Consider the following 19,534-nt stretch of genomic DNA (forward strand, 5'->3'; position numbering starts at 1 on the left):
ATACCACTTTACATAACAAATACCCACATAAGGAGTGTGTACTCATGTTTTATGCATCTGATCAATTGCGGCATCCCGAAACCCTGGTCATCGGTCTTTTTCAAAAAAGCATGCTGAGCGGATTTACGAAGGAATTAGATGATAAACTGGATGGACATTTGACACAGCTGTTAAAGGACGGTGATGTGTCTGCCAAACGCAATCGTGTATCAAAAGTATACCCTCCGGCTGCGACGGGTATGAAACGTATTTACTTTATCGGCTTGGGAAGGGAAGCGGATTATTCGTTTGAAGATGCGAAAGAATGCTTCGCACGCGTGTTTCAGCAGATTCACCAAGATAAAAAACAAGAAGTATCCGTTCTGCTTGATACGTTCGTCTCCGGTGAAGTGCCTGCCGCCGATGCCGCTCATGCGCTTTCGGAAAGCTGTCTGCTTGCGGTTTATGAGGTGCAGGATTATAAACATAAATCGAATGAGCCGGATCAGGAACTGACTTCCGTCTGCGCCGTGACCGAAGAAGACTTGAGGGAAGTGCAGGCCGGCCTGAACGTCGGCGCGGCATACGGCCAAGGGACGAATTCAGCCCGCACGCTTGTGAACATGCCGGGAAATATGCTGACGGCCACCGATTTGGCGTCATATGCAGCTGAGCTTGCGGCAAAATATGATTTTGAGTGTGAAATTTTAGAAAAAGAAGAAATGGAAGAGCTCGGAATGGGCGGGCTGCTAGCCGTTAACAAAGGCTCATCCGAACCGCCGAAAATGATCGTTCTGAAGTATCAGGGCAAAGATTATTGGGAAGATGTCATCGGCCTGGTCGGAAAAGGAATTACCTTTGATACCGGCGGATATTCAATTAAGCCGAAAACCGGCATCGTCGGCATGAAAAGCGATATGGGAGGGGCGGCTTCGGTATTGGGCGCAATGGAAATTATCGGCGAACTGCGGCCTGAACAAAACGTGCTAGCCGTCATTCCGTCTACGGACAACATGATCTCGTCTGATGCCATGAAGCCGGATGACGTCATCGTTTCGCTCAGCGGAAAAACCATTGAGATTCTGAACACCGATGCGGAAGGCCGCCTCGTGCTTGCCGACGGCATCACATATGCCAAGCAGCACGGAGCCTCTGTCCTCGTAGACGTCGCAACGTTAACGGGCGGTGTCATTGTCGCCTTAGGAAACGAAATGACGGGCGCCATGACCAATCACGCCGGGTTTTATAAGCAGGTGGCAGAATCGGCGAAGGAATCCGGAGAGCCGATCTGGCAGCTTCCGATTACAGAAAAGGATAAAAAACGCGTGAGAAACAGTCAGATGGCTGATTTGAACAATTCTCCGGGAAGAGAAGGCCACGCGATTATGGCGGGCACATTCATTGGTGAATTCGCGGAAAACACCCCGTGGGTTCATCTCGACATTGCGGGAACCGCGACGGCGAATAAAGCGACATGCTTCGGCCCTGCCGGCGCAACAGGCGTCATGGCAAGGACGCTGGCCGTTTTGACTGAGCGGTTTACGCCTGAAAGATAACAGCACCCGCTGCCTTGATGCAGCGGGTTTTTTGATTTCCAAAATCTTTAGTTGACTAAAGCGCAGAATGTATGTTAACTTTAATTATCTACTACATTAGCAAACTAAAGGATTTTTGGAGGGACTCATCAATGAATGCTGTTGTTGTCGCAGTATTGCTTATGCTCGTCTTAAGCCTGCTGCGTGTCAATATTATTATAGCTTTAATGATCGGAGCGCTTGCCGGCGGACTGACAGGGGGCTTAGGCCTTGGAGAGACGGTGAAGGCTTTTACTGACGGTCTCGGCGGAAATGCCACCGTCGCGGTCAGCTACGCGCTGCTCGGAGCATTTGCCGCGGCGCTGACAAAGACGGGGCTTCCCGATGCAATGGTCGAAGCGTCTGTCAAACTAATCGGTAAAAAGGAAGATTCGCGGAAAAAAGCACTGTCTAAAGTGTTAATCGTACTGATTATTTTAATCATATCCTGTTTCTCGCAAAACGTGGTGCCCGTTCACATTGCGTTTATTCCGGTATTAATTCCGCCGCTTTTAAAAATATTTAACGAACTTGAAATGGACCGCAGGCTGGTCGCGTGTGTGATGACATTCGGACTGACTGCGCCGTACATTGTTCTGCCGATCGGATTCGGACAGATTTTCCAGGGGATGCTGAGAGATAATATGGCATCAGCCGGTTTAAAGGTGCCGCTCAGTGATATCCCGTATGCTTTAATCATCCCGACGGCGGGGATGGTAGTCGGTTTAATTTTATCCGTCATCGTCTTCCGCAAACCGAAGAAATATGAGACGAAGGAGATTGCCGGATTATCGTCTTCTCCTTATACGAAAAAAAGCATTGCGATCGCCCTGTTCTCCATTGCCGTGTCGCTTGCCGTTCAGCTCTACCTGTCACAGGTGCTCGGAGTGGAAGGCATGATCATGGGCGCGCTCGCCGGCTTGTTTACGCTGTTTATCAGCGGAGTCATGAAGCGCAATGAAGCGGATAAGCTGATCACAGACGGTATGATTCTGATGGCCTTTATCGGTTTTGTTATGCTCGTTGCGGCCGGTTTTTCAAATGTATTGAACAAAACGGGGGATGTGGCTTCCTTGGTCAAAGCATCAACAGGCTTTATCGGCCACAGCCAATCGTTAGGCGCGCTCCTGATGCTGATCGTCGGTTTATTAATCACAATGGGAATCGGATCGTCATTTGCAACCGTCCCGGTCATTACGACTATATTTGTTCCGCTGTGCGCTCAGCTCGGATTCAGCCCGATGGCGACGATCGCCGTAATCGGAGCGGCTGCTGCAGTCGGTGATGCGGGTTCTCCTGCAAGTGACAGTACGCTCGGGCCGACGTCAGGCCTCAGCGCCGACGGGCAGCATCACCACATTTGGGATACGTGCGTCCCGACATTTATTTTCTATAACATTCCGCTTGTCATATTCGGCTGGATTGCCGCAGTTGTCCTGTAAAAAAAGGCTCCCCTTTCCGGGAGCCTTTTTGAATGCTTGAAAAAACTTACGCCGGATTTCGATTGAAGCCCGTCGCTTTATGAATGGACCTGTAAATGGCAGGCGCGATAGATGCCAATAACAATGCTAAAATGATATCTTTTATGAAAAACCAAATCATATAAAACCAAGCAATTCCGTAGCTGATTGGAGCATGAAGCCATAATTTCAGCGCAATATACGTATAGGTCGTGCCAATGAGATAAATGACCGCGGTACCGATCAAAGAGGCCCATGCATAATGCAGACGGCCGGGTTCTTTTGTCTTTTCCAGCAGCCAGCCTGCTGCAAATGCCGCCGGGATGTAAGCGAGAATAAATCCCCCGCTCTTTCCGATAAACGGCGCAAAGCCTGCTGAGAATTGGGCGAAGATGGGAGCCCCCGCGAGTCCGGCCAATGCGTATACCGTCATTGCAACGGCCGCCCGTCTTGCGCCGAGAAGCATCGCGGCTAACAGACAAAAGAAAGGCTGCAGCGATAGCGGAATTCCCGCAACTTGCAAAAAGGGAGCCATTGATGTAATGTTGGCGCCGATGGCCATCAGTGCGGCAAACATGCCGATAAGCGCCATATCGCCCGCGCGAAGGTTACGTTGTTTCATTTGTTTTTCCCCCTTACACTTGTACCAGATTAGCGTAATCGAAGGATGATTAATTGTCAACACGAATTTTATATAGGTTTACTAAATGGAGGGAGCCCTATGTTTTTCGGGAAAACGAAACAAACAGGACAGTCGGATCGGATTCCGCCAAACCAAAATGTCACAACGAAGTTTCCCGTGCTTCACGCTGGAAATGTTCCTTATTATGAAGATATGTCAAAATGGAACCTGCAGGTGTACGGGCTTGTCGATCGTCCTATGCTGTTAAGCTTTGAAGATATTAAAGCCTTTCCGAAAGCCGAATTGAAAAATGATATTCATTGCGTTACGGGCTGGTCCCGTCTTGATAACGTCTGGCAGGGCATACGCGCGAAAGACATCGCTGAGAAAGCGGGCGTGCACAAAGAAGCCGGTTTCGTCATTTTGCACGCTGAAGAGGGCTGGACGGCCAATCTGCCGCTTTCTGATTTTACGCGGGATACATCCCTGCTTGCATATGCGCATAACGGCGAGCAGTTAACGCCCGAGCACGGCTATCCGCTCAGAGGCGTTTTCCCCCATCTTTATTTTTGGAAAAGCGCCAAATGGCTGCGCGGCATTCAGTTCACAAAGGAAAACCACCCCGGCTTTTGGGAGAAAAACGGCTACCATATGAGGGGAGATCCATGGAAAAATCAGCGCTTTACATGGGATTAAACACATACCATCATATAGTTCTTAGGTACCTTATTGAAATAAGGTGCTTTTTTTATATCCAAAATCCATTGACTTTGTTTGGCAAAAAACCTATTATTTGAGGTGTCTTTTGATATTGAAAATCATTATCAATAAGCGGAGCGAATGTCATAGAGGGGATGAACTCATAATGGACGGAAAACAAACAAAGCGGGATTTCGCGCAGGCCGGACGATACGCGATTCCGGGTACAGAAGTAAGAGAAATGCGTTCAAAAGGAGGCCGTACGTATCGTATCTTTGTCTCTTTTCCTCAAGAAGAACCGCCTCCATCCGGCTTTCCCGTCATCTATCTGCTTGATGCGAATTCCGTGTTCGGTACAATGGCCGAAGCTTTGCGGGTGCAAAGCCGCCGGCCGGAAAAAACAGGCGTTGTCCCGGCAGTGATTGTCGGAATCGGCTACCCGACTGATCAGCCGTTTTCCGCCGAACGCCACAGTGATTTTACGATGCCGCTCTCTGAATCAGAACTGCCGGTACATCCGCGCGGTGCGGCGTGGCCCGAACAGGGTGGAGCGGAAGCGTTTCTGGCATTTATAGAAGAAGCAGTAAAGCCCGCGGTGGAGCGGGATTATCCGATCGACAGAGACAGGCAGACGATTTTCGGCCATTCGCTGGGCGGTCTTTTTGTGCTGCAAGTGCTTTTGACGAGACCGGACATGTTCCAGACCTATGTTGCCGGGAGTCCGTCAATTCACTGGAACAAACGTTTCATTCAGGAAGAAGCGGAGCGTTTGTCAGACCGGCTCTCTGAGGACAATCTTCAAGTCAGCGTACTGCTGGCAGCGGGAGAAATTGAAAAGACACATAAAAGCAGAATTCCGCAGCACGCAGAGGCGCTGTATTCTGTACTATCTGAGTTTGAAGGTGGCGGAGTCCGCGCTGAATACCGCGAGTTTGAAGGAGAGGGCCATATCTCTGTCCTGCCCGTTTTAATCAGCAGGGCCCTGCGTTTCTGCCTGAATCCGGGAGGGCCGCATACCCCGTATTCTCCTGCCTGAGAAAAAACAGGCCCTTCGAACTAAATGCGGCTGATTCTAATTTTCTAATTGACGGAGTGTTTTGATTTGGATATGATTGTCTTGAATCATAATTGATAATGATAATCATTATCAATATAGGAAGGGAATGATAATATGGACGCATTGGGAATGAAAGGGAAAACGGCGGTTGTCACCGGTGCCGCTCAAGGCATTGGAGAAGCAACAGCGCTCGCCCTTGCTGAACAAGGCGTAAATGTGGCTGCTATAGATAAGAATGAAGGCCTGCTTCGGGGGCTTACTGACAGACTCCGGGAAAAAGGCGTGCAGGCGCAGGCTTTCGCAGCAGATGTATCAGACAGTGCGGCTGTCAATGATATCATCGCCGCCGTTGAACACGACATGGGTCCTATTGAAATATTGGCGAACGTTGCGGGCGTGCTGCGGCCTGGGCCGGTGCATTCCCTCAGTGATGAAGAGTGGGATCAAACATTTTCAGTTAATACGACCGGTGTATTTCATGTGTCACGGGCTGTCAGCCGATACATGATGGAGCGGAAAAAAGGCGCCATCGTAACGGTCGGTTCAAATGCAGCCGGAGTTCCGCGTGCTTCCATGGCGGCTTATGCGGCGTCGAAAGCGGCTGCCGTCATGTTTACGAAATGCCTCGGGCTGGAGCTTGCGGCCTATCATATCCGCTGCAACATCGTATCTCCCGGCTCAACGGAAACCGACATGCAGCGTGCGCTGTGGCGGGATGAAAACGGAGCACAGGACGTTATCAGAGGTTCGCTTGATACATATAAAACGGGAATTCCGCTTCAAAAGCTGGCAAAGCCTTCTGATATTGCAAATGCCGTTTTGTTTTTGGCCTCTGAACAGGCAAGCCATATCACCATGCATGATTTATGCGTGGACGGCGGCGCTACTTTAGGCATTTGATGTAACGAGAAGGAGGGACAATCATGACAAATCAACATTTATTGACGGAAGTGTCTGCAAAAGAGGTGCTGGACGCTTACAAGCCCGGAGCGTTCTTTTTAGCTTCCCCGAAAAGTACGCTCCTTGCAGAAGGTGTGTTTGCAAAAGTGCCGGATGCAGACGGGGAGAACCAGCTGGACTCACTGTCTGAACGTGTGAGACAGACGCTTCTTGAGGCAAAGCAAGCCGGCATCAAACATCCGATTGCGGCCGGCGCCATTCCGTTTGACGGCAGAAAAGCTTCGCGGCTTTTTGTACCGAAAGCCGTCCTAACGGCAGGTCCGCTTTCGTTTACGGAAGCTTCCGCAGAAAAACCCCAAGCGAATACATATGACATCCGGCCCGTTCCTGACCCTGAGGACTTTATGAGCGGTGTGGAACAAGGCGTTTTAAACATTACGGACGGTCCGCTCAGCAAGATTGTACTGTCAAGGACGCTGCATCTGACCGCTGAAAGAGATATCGACATTCCCCAGGCCGTCAAGCATTTGGCGCAGCACAACCCGCGCGGCTATACATTCGCTGCAGATGTGACGGGAACGTCAGAAACAAGAAAAACGCTTTTCGGCGCGAGTCCTGAACTGCTTCTGTCGAAAAACGGAACATCCATTTTGTCCAATCCGCTAGCAGGTTCCAGACCGCGAAGCACAGATCCCGCTGAGGATCAGAGAAGAGCGGAGGAACTCCTGCAATCAGCTAAAGACCTGCATGAACATGCCGTAGTCGTTGCCGCAGTTGCCGCCGCACTTAAACCGTTCTGCCGTGTGCTTGATGTGCCGGAAAAACCGTCACTCATTAAAACTGAGGCGATGTGGCACTTGTCCACCGAGGTAAAGGGAGAGCTTAGTGATCCGTCAACGACATCGCTTGAGCTGGCCATCGCTCTTCATCCGACGCCAGCTGTATGCGGAACGCCGACGGATGCGGCGAGAGAAGCGATTCAAAATATTGAGCCGTTTGACCGCAATTTCTACACGGGAATGGCGGGCTGGTGTGATGCTGAAGGTGACGGAGAATGGATTATCGCACTTCGCTGCGCCGAAGCGGAAACAAGGTCTCTCCGGCTCTTTGCGGGTGCCGGGATTGTCGCCGGATCAAAGCCGCAGGACGAATTGGACGAGACATCGGCGAAATTCCGCACCATGCTCCGGGCGATGGGGCTTTATCAAGATGAGATGTAAAAAAGGAGGAAACAGATCGTGCTGACTGGATTTACGCCATGGCCGGAAGAATGGGCTGACAAATACCGCAAAGACGGCTGCTGGAAGGGTGAAACTTTCGGAGGGGTGCTGAAAGAGCGCGCGGCTTTATACGGAGATCAAACTGCCGTGACGTGTAAAGGTGTACATTGGACCTACAAAGAATTGGATGAAAGGGCCGACCGTTTGGCGGCGGGACTGCACAAGCTCGGAATTCAAAAGGAAGACCGCGTTGTCGTTCAGCTGCCGAATATCGCTGAGTTTTTTGAAGTGATTTTTGCGCTGTTCCGGCTCGGGGCGCTGCCTGTTTTCGCGCTGCCTTCTCACAGAAGCAGTGAGATTACGTATTTCTGCGAGTTTGCGGAGGCGAAAGCATACATCATTCCTGATTCGCATTCAGGCTTTGATTACAGAACGCTTGCCAGACAGGTGAAAGACAAACTTCCGGCTTTGGCGCATGTCATTGTGGCCGGCGAGGCTGAGGAATTTCAGGAACTGAGCAGCCTGCATAGAGAGCCCGTCCAGCTGGAAGACGTCAGCCCGGCGGAAGTCGCCTTTTTACAGCTTTCAGGAGGCAGTACGGGGCTGTCCAAGCTGATTCCGAGGACACACGATGATTACATATACAGTCTGCGCCTCAGTGCGGAAATATGCGGCTTGGATCATCACAGCGTTTATTTAGCCGCTTTGCCGACAGCGCATAATTATCCGCTCAGCTCACCCGGTGTGCTGGGAACTTTATATGCCGGGGGCCGGGTTGTTCTGTCACCCGCGCCGAGTCCCGATGACTGCTTCCCGTTAATTGAAAAAGAGCGTGTCACGATTACAGCGCTCGTCCCGCCGCTTGCGATGGTGTGGATGGAAGCATCCGCTTCGCGGCGTGATGATTTATCAAGCCTTCAAGTCCTTCAGGTAGGAGGCGCCAAATTCAGCGCTGAAGCGGCCCGCCGTGTGAAAAGCGCTTTCGGATGCACTCTTCAGCAGGTTTTCGGAATGGCGGAAGGATTGGTGAATTATACGAGACTGGATGATCCCGAGGAGATCATTGTCAATACGCAAGGCAGACCGATGTCACCATTTGATGAGGTGCGGGTTTTAGATGATGACGGGCGGGACGTGGCTCCCGGAGAAACCGGACATTTGTTTACACGCGGCCCTTACACGATTCGCGGATATTATAAAGCGCCTGAACATAATAAAAGAGCATTCACAGACGACGGCTTTTATCAGACCGGCGATCTCGTCAAAGTGACGGCGGAGGGGTATATCGTCGTCGAAGGACGCGCGAAAGATCAAATCAACCGGGGCGGCGAAAAGATTGCCGCTGAAGAGGTGGAAAATCACCTTCTGGCCCATCCTGCCGTTCATGATGCGGCCATGGTTTCAATGCCGGATGATTTTCTCGGAGAGCGGTCCTGTGTGTTCGTCATTCCGAAAGGAGAAGCGCCGAAACCGGGAGAGCTGAAAGCGTTTTTACGGGAGCGCGGGCTGGCGGCATATAAAATTCCCGACCGGGTTGAATTTATCGCTTCTTTCCCAAAAACCGGCGTCGGCAAGGTCAGCAAAAAGGACCTTCGCGAAACGATCGCCCAAAAATTGAAGCCTGCTGAAATCAAACAATCATAAAAAGGAAGTGTTTACATTGGCTATACCGGCTATTCCCGCATATGCGCTGCCGACAGCGTCAGATATGCCTGAAAATAAAGTATCGTGGACGCTGAACCCGAAACGCGCGGTGCTTTTAATCCATGACATGCAGAATTATTTCGTCGATGCTTTTGAGAAAGGGAAGGCTCCGATCACGGAGGCGGCTCAGAATATCAAGAAAATAAAAGAGCAATGCAAAGCGCTCGGCATTCCGGTGGTGTACACCGCGCAGCCGGGCAGCCAAGACCCGGCAGACCGCGCCCTGCTGACGGATTTTTGGGGGCCGGGACTTAAAAGCGGTCCTTATGAAGAAAAGGTCATTCCGGAGCTTGCCCCCGAAGATCATGACATTGTCCTCACAAAGTGGAGATACAGCGCGTTTAAACGGACGAATCTCCTTGATATCATGCGTGAAAAGGGCAGAGATCAGCTCATTATTACGGGAATTTACGCACACATCGGCTGCCTCGTCACAGCCTGTGAAGCTTTTATGGATGATATTCAAAGCTTCTTTATCGGAGACGCCGTAGCTGACTTTTCTTCAGAAAAACATAAGATGGCCATCGAATATGCGTCCCAGCGCTGCGCTTACACAGCTTTGACAAACGAAGTGCTGGAAGTGCTGGGCGGCTCGCCGGTTTCTGACGGAAAAGAGAAGACTCCCGCCGCATTGACAAAAGAACGGGTTCGGGAGCAAATTGCGGCGATTCTTCAAGAATCTCCGTCCGATATTCCGGATCAGGAAGACCTGCTGGACAGAGGCCTTGACTCCGTCAGAATCATGAGCCTTGTCGAACAATGGCGCCGTGACGGAGCTGAAGTGACGTTTGTGGAACTGGCGGAGAATCCGACGCTTGAAGAGTGGTGGAGACTGCTTTCTTCCCGATCTCAAAAAGTCTTGCCGAATGCAGATTATTTATAAGGGAGAGAATAGAATGCATGATACACAACAGCTGCCTCTGACAGGCGCACAGGCCGGTATCTGGTTTGCGCAGCAGCTTGATCCTGATAATCCGATTTACAATACAGGCGAGTATGTTGAGATAAATGGCGCGCTCGATGTGAACATATTTAAAACGGCTCTTGAACGTGTGCTGACCGAAGCTGGATCATTACACGCCCGCTTCACAGAGGGAACAGACGGACCGAGACAGACGATCGCTCCTTCTTGTGAGGCCGCGATTGAGGTCATAGATGTGAGCGCAGCGGCTGATCCGAAGCAGACCGCACTCAGAATCATGCAGACTGATTTGGCTGAGCCCGTTGATATGGGGGCCGGTCCCTTGTACCGCGACATTTTATTCCAAGCCGGACCGGAACGTTTTTTCTGGTATCAGCGCATTCACCACATCGCGATAGACGGCTACGGTTTTTCACTGCTGGCACGGCGTACGGCGCAAATGTACACTGCAATGCGGGAGGGACGTCCGGATAACGGGCGCTCCTTCGGTTCTTTGGAGGATCTGGTAAAAGAAGATCAAGAGTACCGCGCGTCTGATCAATTCCTGAAAGATCGGGAATTTTGGATGGAGAAATTTGCAGATGAACCTGATGTCGTCAGCTTGGCGGAAAGAGCGCCGAGAACGTCAACAAGCTTTCACAGGAGCACGGCTTATCTTTCTGAAACGGCTTTACAGCATGTGAAAGCGATTCCGAACTGGCATGAGGCGGTCACGGCCGCGGTAGCTGTATATGTTCATCGGATGACAAGCGCCGGGGATATCGTGCTCGGTTTGCCGATGATGGGCCGGATCGGTTCGATTTCACTGAATATTCCGAGTATGGTGATGAATCTGCTGCCTTTGCGGCTTTCTCTCCGCCCGGATATGCATTTTCACGAGGCGGTCAGCCAAGTGGCAAAAGAAATCCGAAGCATCCGGCGTCATCAGAAATATCGCCATGAAGACCTGCGCCGCGATCTTAAATTATTAGGAGAAAACCGCAGGCTGTTCGGTCCGCAAGTCAATGTGATGCCGTTTGATTACGCGCTTGATTTCGCCGGAGCGCGGGGGATCGTTCATAACTTATCAGCAGGGCCCGTTGATGATTTGTCAATTAACGTTTACGACAGAGCCGACGGCAGCGGATTGCGTGTGGACTTTGATGCGAATCCGGAAGTGTACAGCGCCGAAGATATTGAAAACCATCAAAAACGCTTCCTGCTGCTGCTGGAATCAGCTGTGAAAGACCAGACACAAAAAATCGGCACACTCAATCTTCTGCTTGAAAGCGAACGTCTCCGCGTGCTGAAAAGCTGGAATGACACGTGCAAACCTGAAAGGCAGAAAAGTCTCCCGGAGCTGTTTTACAACCAGGCCGTAAAAACACCGCACCGCCCGGCAATCATCACGGAAAACGAAGAGCTCACCTATGCCGAATTGAACAAGCGCGCGAACCAGCTTGCCGGCATGTTAAAGCAAAAAGGGCTCGGGCCGGAACAATTTGCCGCTTTACTGCTTCCGCGGTCACAGGATTTGGCCGTGAGCATGCTGGCCGTTTTGAAAACGGGAGCCGCGTACCTGCCGCTTGATCCTGATTTTCCTTCTGAGCGGATCACATACATGCTCAAAGATGCACAGCCTGTTTGTCTGATTACAACGATGGAATTATCCGGCCGCATGCCGGAAGACAGTGATGCAAAAAGGATCATTCTCGATGACCCGGATACGGTAAAAATCATTGCCGGTCAAAATGCTGACGGTCCTGCTCTGACGGAATGTTCACCTTTAAACCCTGCTTATATCATTTATACTTCGGGCTCAACGGGCAGACCGAAAGGCGTTGTCATCACATTAAAAAGCGTAAGCAATTTTCTCTTATCCATGCGGGAAATGTTTCCGCTCGGCGGACAAGACCGCCTGCTCGCCGTTACGACTGCGGCGTTTGATATTTCCGGGCTTGAGCTCTTCCTTCCGCTTATCAGCGGGGCAGGGTGCGTCATTGCCCGAAAGGAGACGATTCAGGAGCCGCAGGCGCTGGCGCACATGATTCACTCATACGGTATTTCAATCATGCAGGCAACACCGACATTATGGCATTCATTAGTCACAAATGAACCGGATTCACTTCGGTCGCTGCAGGTGCTTGTCGGAGGTGAGGCGCTCCCGAAAGCGTTAATGCATGCACTGCTTGAATTAGGCTGTACGGTGACGAATCTGTACGGGCCGACTGAAACAACAATCTGGTCGGCCGCACAGCCGCTTGCAAAAGACTATACAGGGACGCCCCCGATCGGAAAGCCGATTTGGAACACGCGGGTATATGTGCTGGATGCCGCATTGCAGCCCGTCCCGCCGGGAGTTGCGGGTGAGCTTTATATCGCGGGCGAGGGGCTTGCCAGAGGCTATTTTAACAGGCCTGATTTAACAGCGGAAAGATTCATTGCCGACCCGTACGGCCCCGCAGGTGCGAGAATGTACCGGACGGGCGATCTCGTGCGCTGGCGTGAGGACGGTTCACTTGATTATATCAGCAGAGCCGATCATCAAATTAAAATCCGCGGATTCAGGATAGAATTAGGGGAAATTGAGACGGTGCTGTCGAACTATCCGGGTATTTTGCAGGCCGCTGTCATTGTCCGTGAAGATCAGCCGGGAGACAAGCGGCTGGCGGCTTATGCTGTCGCGGATCACCCCCTTGATATCGGCGGCCTTCGTGCATATATGGGCGAAAGCCTGCCGGATTATATGGTGCCGGGCGCATTTGTACAGCTGGAGGAACTGCCGCTGACACCGAATAAGAAGCTCGATCGCAATGCTCTGCCTGCACCTGATTTTTCCGCTGTCCTGAGTGACAGAGGGCCGCGGACGCCGCAGGAAGAAATATTATGCGAGCTGTTTGCCGAGGTTCTCGGTCTTGCACGGGTCGGAATTGATGACGGATTCTTTGAACTGGGCGGCCATTCACTCTTAGCGGGACGCCTGATGAGCCGGATCCGGGAGACGATGGGCGCAGAGCTAGGCATCGGCCGTCTGTTTGATACACCGACGGTTGCAGGGCTCGCCGCACAGCTGGACACTGCAAAGAACGCGCGGCCACAGCTTAAGCCGTTTGCCCGTCCGCAGCATATCCCGCTGTCATTCGCGCAGCTGCGTCTGTGGTTTCTCTACTGCCTTGAAGGTCCGAGCCCGACTTACAACATTCCGGTGATTGTCCGTATGTCAGGAAAGCTTAACCAAACAGCGCTGAAACACGCCTTTTACGATGTTGTCAGCCGCCATGAAAGCTTGCGCACCGTTTTTCCGGAAAATAAGGGCTCGTCTCATCAGCTCATTTTGCCTGCTGAAGAAGCCTGTCCCGTGTTTACAGTGACACATGCAGACGAAAACGAGCTTCAAGACATGCTTGCCGCTGCGGCACGCTACCGGTTTGATCTCGCAAAAGAGCCGGCCGTACGGGCTGAGCTGTTTGATCTTGGCTACGGCGAATATGCGCTGATGGTTCTCCTGCATCACATCGCAGGTGACGGCTGGTCCTTGAATCCGCTCATGCGTGACTTATCGGCAGCCTATATTGCCCGCCAAACAGGCAAAAAAGCAGAATGGCCGCCGCTATCGGTTCAATATGCTGATTATGCGCTTTGGCAGCAGCAGCTTTTAGGAAGCGTATCTGATTCTGAGAGCTTAATAGCGCGCCAGCTGAATTTCTGGAAGAAAACACTTGAAAATGTACCGGATCAGCTGGAGCTGCCGTCTGATTTTCCGCGACCCGCCGAATCAAGCTACAGAGGCGGCGTCATTCCGGTCAAAATCGGCCAAGAGCTTCATACCCGTCTTCTCTCACTTGCCAGAAATCAGCGCGTAAGCCTGTTTATGGTGCTTCAATCAGGGCTTTCCGCACTGCTGACCCGGCTTGGGGCCGGAACTGATATACCGATCGGCAGCCCGATAGCCGGCCGCAGTGATGACGCATTGGGCGACCTTGTGGGCATGTTCATTAATACTCTCGTGCTGAGAACTGACACCTCAGGCGATCCAAGCTTTTGTGAGCTTCTTGAAAGGGTCCGGACGATAAATCTCGCCGCATATGAACATCAGGACGTGCCGTTTGAACGTCTCGTGGAGGAATTGAATCCGGTCCGTTCCCGGTCAAGACATCCGCTGTTCCAAGTGATGCTCGCATTCCAAAATACGCCTGATCCTGTACTCAGCCTTCCGGACATGGAAACAAGCCTGCAAATCAGCAGCGTCGGAGCGTCCAAATTTGATTTGACGCTGGAATTGGCTGAACAGCGCCATGACGACGGGACGCCTGCCGGTATTGAAGGTCTACTGGAATTCAGCACGGACCTATTCAAAAAAGAAACGGCTGAAGCACTTGCGGGACGTCTGCTTCTTCTGCTCGAAGATGCCGCATCGCATCCGGAAAAGCCGATCGGAAGCTTAACGATTCTTTCTGATGAAGAGCGCCGAAAGCTATTGCCGGTTAAACGGAATAAACAGCACACTCAGCCTCGAAAGACATTGCCTGAACTGTTTGAAAGACAGGCCGCCGAAAAACCGGATGAAACGGCGGCCGTATATAAAGAGAGCCGGCTCACTTATAAAGAGCTGAATCAAAAAGCCAATCAGCTCGCACATTTGATGATCGCCCGCGGCGTCGGCCCGGAGCAGTTTGTCGCGCTGGCCCTGCCGCGCTCTTTAGATACGATTGTCGGGCTGTTAGCCGTCCTGAAAACGGGAGCTGCGTATTTGCCGCTTGATCCCGATTATCCGTCGGACCGCATCGCTTTTATGTTACAGGATGCCAAGCCTGTATTTATGCTTACCAATCGTGAAGGCGCAAGTAAGTTTCCTGCCGAAAGCGGTATGCCGTCCTTCATTTTGGATGACCCGCAGAAAAAAGAAACACTTGAGCAATATGCCGTCACGAATCCGACTGACGCAGACAGGAGTTGTCCGCTGTCACCGCTTCATCCGGCTTACGTCATTTACACGTCGGGATCGACCGGTGTGCCGAAAGGAGTCATCATCCCGCACAGCAATGTCATCCGGCTGTTTGAGTCGACACAGCACTGGTACCGCTTTAATTCTGATGATGTATGGACGATGTTTCACTCTTACGCATTCGATTTCTCTGTCTGGGAAATGTGGGGGCCTTTGCTTCATGGCGGACGTCTCGTCGTCGTGCCGCATGACATCAGCAGATCGCCGGAAGCGTTTCTGGATCTTCTTGTGAAAGAGCGAGTGACCGTGCTTAACCAAACGCCGTCAGCGTTTTACCAGCTGATGCATGCGGAAAAAGAAAACGAAGAACTGGGGCGGCAGCTTGCACTCAGATATATCATCTTCGGCGGCGAGGCGCTTGAGCTGGGCCGGCTTGAAGATTGGTACAGCCGCCATCCGGACGATAAGCCGGTGCTCATAAATATGTACGGCATTACGGAAACGACGGTGCACGTCAGTTATCTTGAATTAGACAAAAACATTGCGGAACTGAAGGCAAACAGCCTCATCGGCTGCGGCATTCCTGATCTGAACGTATATGTGCTTGATGACCGGCTTGAGCCTGTGCCTCCGGGCATCACAGGCGAAATGTATGTTGCAGGGGAAGGTGTGGCACGCGGTTACTTAGGGCGGCAAAGCCTGACCGCGGAACGCTTTGTGGCTGATCCGTACGGCCCGCCGGGAACGAGAATGTACCGGACGGGAGACTTAGCCCGCCTGCGGACGGACGGTTCTCTTGATTATATGGGAAGGGCGGATCACCAGATAAAAATCCGCGGATTCCGGATTGAACTGGGAGAAATCGAGGCGGTTCTCGTCAAACATCCGGGAGTTGAGGACGCGGCCGCAGTCGTCCGTGAAGACCGGCCGGGAGACAAACGGATCGCCGCTTACCTTGTCCGCTCTGACAGCAGCTTAGATACGGGAGAGATTCGCCGGTTTGCCGGAGAAAGCCTGCCGGATTATATGGTTCCGTCTGCTTTTGTCCAAATGGATGAACTGCCGCTGACACCGAATGGAAAGCTTGACCGAAAAGCGCTCCCTGCGCCTGACTTCCAAATGGAGGTCTCCGGGCGGGGACCGAGAACACCTCAGGAAGAAATGCTGTGTGAGCTGTTCGCAGAGGTGCTGCACCTGCCGCGTGTCGGTATTGATGACAGATTCTTTGATTTAGGCGGCCATTCTTTGCTTGCGGTCCATTTAATGAGCCGTATTCGGGAAGCGATGGGAGCCGAGCTCAGTATCGGAACATTATTCGAAGCTCCTACGGTGGCAAGTCTTGCTGAAAGGCTTGAGACGGGCACAGGGACAAGCGCGCTTGATGTGCTTCTGCCGCTCAGAACAGCCGGAGAAGAAACACCGCTGTTTTGTGTCCATCCTGCCGGCGGTCTCAGCTGGTGTTATGCCGGGCTGATGTCTTCTTTAGAAGCCGATTATCCGATATACGGTTTACAGGCGAGAGGCATCGGAAAAAAAGAACCGCTTCCCGAAAGCCTTGATGACATGGCGGCGGATTATATTGAAAAGATCCGCACCGTGCAGCCGAAAGGGCCGTACCGTCTGCTCGGCTGGTCTCTCGGGGGAAATGTCATTCAGGCCATGGCGACACAATTACAGAGCCGGGGCGAAGAGGTTTCGCTTTTGGTGATGCTTGACGCGTACCCGAATCATTTTCTGCCGATAAAAAATGCGCCTGATGACGAGGAAGCCGTCATTGCGCTGCTTGCCCTGGGAGGGTACGACCCGGACAGCCTCGGGGATCAGCCGCTTGATTTTGACACCGCGTTGACCATTCTCCGCCGTGAGGGAAGCGCATTAGCCAGTCTGGACGAGTCAGTGATGATGAATCTGAAAGACACATACGTCAATTCTGTCGGGCTGTTAGGGAAGTACAAGCCGAAGCCGTTCCATGGAGATGTTCTGTTCTTCAGATCGACGGTTATCCCGGAATGGTTTGACCCGATTGAGCCGGATACTTGGAAACCGTATATTACGGGAAAAATCGAGCGGTATGATTTAGACTGCCGCCATAAGGATATGTGCCAGCCGGGACCGCTTGCCGACATCGGCGCGATTCTGGCAGAGAAATTAAACGGACGGCGTACAGTCCGGTAAAGAAAGGATCAATCTGCTATGACAAATCCATTTGAACGGGAAGACAGCTTATATCATGTCCTAGTCAATGCTGAAGGCCAGTACTCACTGTGGCCGGCCTATCTGGATGTGCCGGACGGCTGGGAAACCCGCCTGATGAATGAAAACCGCTCCGTTTGTCTCGAATATATTGAAACAAACTGGCGTGATATGAGGCCGGAAAGCCTGAAACAGGCCGAAGCCGCTAAGATGTAATAAATTAAAGCCTGCCGCTATTTCGGCAGGCTTTTTATACGGATATCAGCTGTTAAGCTGTGTATGATCACAAAATGTATAAGGGTGTCCTTCTTCATTCGTGCACCATGACTGAGACAGAAAAGCCAAAAAGACCGCGGCCCACTGGTCTGCAAACTGAATTAAAATACCGCCGTCGTGCCATGTTCCGTTATCCTTCTTCCAGCGTGTGTCAATTGGATTTCCCTGATTCATATGAATATTATGCATGCCGTTTGTCGGTTTGAATCCGAAAATCTTATCAGCGCCCGGCTCCGGTCCGAATTTAGAGCCGTAAATATAGACGGCGGCTTTTTCCGATTTTGCTTTTTGCATATACGTCTCAATAAAATCATTTAAGTCATTATCAGGCCCGGTGACTTCATGCGGGAGCGGCACCATGTTCCGGGGATCAAACAATCCGCCGCGGACATAATCCAGCGCCAGCTCACGGCTCGTTTCATCAATTGGGGTGTACCCATACGGTATGTTCGGCAGCAGGGTGATCGCGCTTGCGTCAAAATGATCGCGCGCCGCATACAGAACCTCTGATTCTTTTGAACTTGACATGACATTGATCGCACAGCGATAGTGCGTATCAGGCTCGCCTAGCACCTCGACTTGAAAATGCGGAGAATCATCATCTGTTTCCCTTCTCATATCTAACACAGTGCCTTTTAATACACCATAGTGCTGAACAGCCATATGAATCCTCCTTTTTCTTCCGGGATATGAATTGATATTCGAGACAGGTGTCCGTTTTTCCTTTTATGAGAAAGAAAAAAGGACAGCCCGCTGATCAGGCTGTCCTCTTCATATCTATTAAGCTTTTGCAGCTGAACCTTGCATCGCTTTTTCAGCAGGCACGTAGTCATAGCCTAAGTCTTTGGCTACCGCTTCATACGTGACATGTCCGTTAGCCGTATTCAGCCCCGCTTTAAGCGCCGGGCTCTCGGCAATGGCTTTCGCCGCGCCTTTATTGGCGATTTCAAGCGCATAAGGAACGGTCACATTCGTTAATGCGAGCGTAGATGTACGCGGTACGGCGCCCGGCATATTGGCGACAGCGTAATGAACGACACCGTGTTTTTCGTAAGTCGGATTATCGTGTGTTGTAATATGATCAACGGTTTCCACAATGCCGCCTTGATCAATGGCAACATCAACAATGACGGAACCCGGTTTCATCTGTTTGACCATTTCTTCGGTAACGAGAGTCGGCGCTTTGGCTCCCGGGATGAGTACGGCGCAGATCAGAAGATCCGCTTCCGCGACAGAGTCTGCAATATTTACAGGGTTTGAGATCAGTGTTTTAATCTGATGCCCGAAAATATCATCAAGCTGACGCAGGCGGTCTGCGTTTAAATCGATCATTGTCACATCGGCACCGAGTCCGACAGCCATTTTCGCGGCATTTGTTCCGACGCCGCCCCCTCCGATGATCGTGACTTTCCCGCGGGATACACCCGGTACGCCGGCTAATAAAATTCCTTTTCCGCCCTTTGGTTTTTCAAGGAACTGAGCACCGATCTGAGCGGCCATTCTTCCGGCCACTTCAGACATCGGCGTAAGCAGCGGAAGTGAACGTCCGTCCGTTACCGTTTCGTACGCAATAGCTGTCACGCCTTTTTTTGTAAGCGCTTTAGCTAATTCCGGCTCTGCGGCTAAATGAAGGTAAGTGAATAAGATCAGGCCCTGACGGAAATACGCATACTCCTCAGCCAGCGGTTCTTTTACCTTCATGACCATTTCCGCATCCCATACTTGCTGTCTGTCCTCCAGAATTTCCGCGCCTGCAGATACATAATCTTCATTAGTAAAACCGCTTCCGAGTCCCGCTCCGGATTCCACAAGAACCCGATGGCCGTTTCCGATAAGCTGTGAAACGCCTCCAGGTGTTAATGCCACTCGATTTTCATTGTTTTTGATTTCTTTTGGAACCCCGATAATCATGTCTGTTTCCCCCAATGTTTGTGTGATGTTTCAAGTGTAGCGCGATTTTTGCGAAAATTCTTTGTTTGAAACAGAAAATAAAAAAACACGGAT

13 protein-coding genes are annotated in these 19,534 nt (G+C 51.5%); 10 read left to right on the forward strand and 3 right to left on the reverse strand.

The genetic code is table 11. The features are described from left to right. Positions 1 to 44: 44 nt before the first annotated feature. The gene (locus tag ICW23_RS11080; RefSeq protein ID WP_016938087.1) at positions 45 to 1,535 is read left to right on the forward strand and encodes a leucyl aminopeptidase; all 1,491 of its coding nucleotides are present in this window, start codon (positions 45 to 47) and stop codon (positions 1,533 to 1,535) included. Between the two features lie 131 nt (positions 1,536 to 1,666). Next, positions 1,667 to 2,995 (forward strand): Na+/H+ antiporter NhaC family protein, encoded by a 1,329-nt coding sequence (locus ICW23_RS11085; protein WP_016938088.1) that lies wholly within the window; start codon positions 1,667 to 1,669, stop codon positions 2,993 to 2,995. Positions 2,996 to 3,041: 46 nt separating this feature from the next. Here ICW23_RS11085 and ICW23_RS11090 read toward each other — a convergent pair whose 3' ends face one another. Continuing rightward, on the reverse strand, positions 3,042 to 3,635 hold the full coding sequence (locus ICW23_RS11090) for a biotin transporter BioY (protein WP_188154501.1): 594 nt from the start codon (positions 3,633 to 3,635) through the stop codon (positions 3,042 to 3,044). 99 nt (positions 3,636 to 3,734) lie between these two features. On the opposite strand from ICW23_RS11090, the gene ICW23_RS11095 reads away from it, so the two are divergent. From ICW23_RS11095 to ICW23_RS11130, 8 genes are all read left to right on the forward strand, one after another. Next, the gene (locus ICW23_RS11095; RefSeq protein WP_188154502.1) at positions 3,735 to 4,331 is read left to right on the forward strand and encodes a sulfite oxidase-like oxidoreductase; all 597 of its coding nucleotides are present in this window, start codon (positions 3,735 to 3,737) and stop codon (positions 4,329 to 4,331) included. Positions 4,332 to 4,500: 169 nt separating this feature from the next. Then, a complete protein-coding gene (locus tag ICW23_RS11100; protein WP_188154503.1) occupies positions 4,501 to 5,370 on the forward strand; it encodes an alpha/beta hydrolase in 870 nt (289 codons plus the stop codon). A gap of 135 nt (positions 5,371 to 5,505) precedes the next feature. Continuing rightward, positions 5,506 to 6,291, forward strand: coding sequence for a 2,3-dihydro-2,3-dihydroxybenzoate dehydrogenase (locus ICW23_RS11105; RefSeq protein ID WP_188154504.1), 786 nt, complete (start codon positions 5,506 to 5,508; stop codon positions 6,289 to 6,291). Between the two features lie 23 nt (positions 6,292 to 6,314). After that, positions 6,315 to 7,511: an isochorismate synthase DhbC gene (dhbC, locus tag ICW23_RS11110; RefSeq protein WP_188154505.1), complete on the forward strand. Its 1,197-nt coding sequence runs from the start codon at positions 6,315 to 6,317 to the stop codon at positions 7,509 to 7,511. A gap of 18 nt (positions 7,512 to 7,529) precedes the next feature. Next, complete coding sequence (locus ICW23_RS11115; protein ID WP_188154506.1) at positions 7,530 to 9,155, forward strand: (2,3-dihydroxybenzoyl)adenylate synthase; 1,626 nt, start codon at positions 7,530 to 7,532, stop codon at positions 9,153 to 9,155. A gap of 16 nt (positions 9,156 to 9,171) precedes the next feature. Further along, complete coding sequence (locus ICW23_RS11120; protein ID WP_045925861.1) at positions 9,172 to 10,098, forward strand: isochorismatase; 927 nt, start codon at positions 9,172 to 9,174, stop codon at positions 10,096 to 10,098. 13 nt (positions 10,099 to 10,111) lie between these two features. Then, positions 10,112 to 17,236 carry an amino acid adenylation domain-containing protein gene (locus ICW23_RS11125; RefSeq protein ID WP_188154507.1) on the forward strand — a complete coding sequence of 2,375 codons (7,125 nt, stop codon included), beginning with the start codon at positions 10,112 to 10,114 and terminating at the stop codon, positions 17,234 to 17,236. Between the two features lie 18 nt (positions 17,237 to 17,254). Next, the gene (locus ICW23_RS11130; RefSeq protein WP_060964406.1) at positions 17,255 to 17,470 is read left to right on the forward strand and encodes an MbtH family protein; all 216 of its coding nucleotides are present in this window, start codon (positions 17,255 to 17,257) and stop codon (positions 17,468 to 17,470) included. 45 nt (positions 17,471 to 17,515) lie between these two features. Here ICW23_RS11130 and ICW23_RS11135 read toward each other — a convergent pair whose 3' ends face one another. Then, positions 17,516 to 18,193, reverse strand: coding sequence for a YukJ family protein (locus ICW23_RS11135; protein ID WP_016938098.1), 678 nt, complete (start codon positions 18,191 to 18,193; stop codon positions 17,516 to 17,518). 117 nt (positions 18,194 to 18,310) lie between these two features. Beyond that, positions 18,311 to 19,441, reverse strand: coding sequence for an alanine dehydrogenase (ald, locus tag ICW23_RS11140; protein ID WP_188154508.1), 1,131 nt, complete (start codon positions 19,439 to 19,441; stop codon positions 18,311 to 18,313). Between the last annotated feature and the right edge of the window lie 93 nt (positions 19,442 to 19,534).

Source organism: Bacillus sp. 1021, from assembly GCF_014534735.1.
GTDB lineage: Bacteria > Bacillota > Bacilli > Bacillales > Bacillaceae > Bacillus > Bacillus siamensis.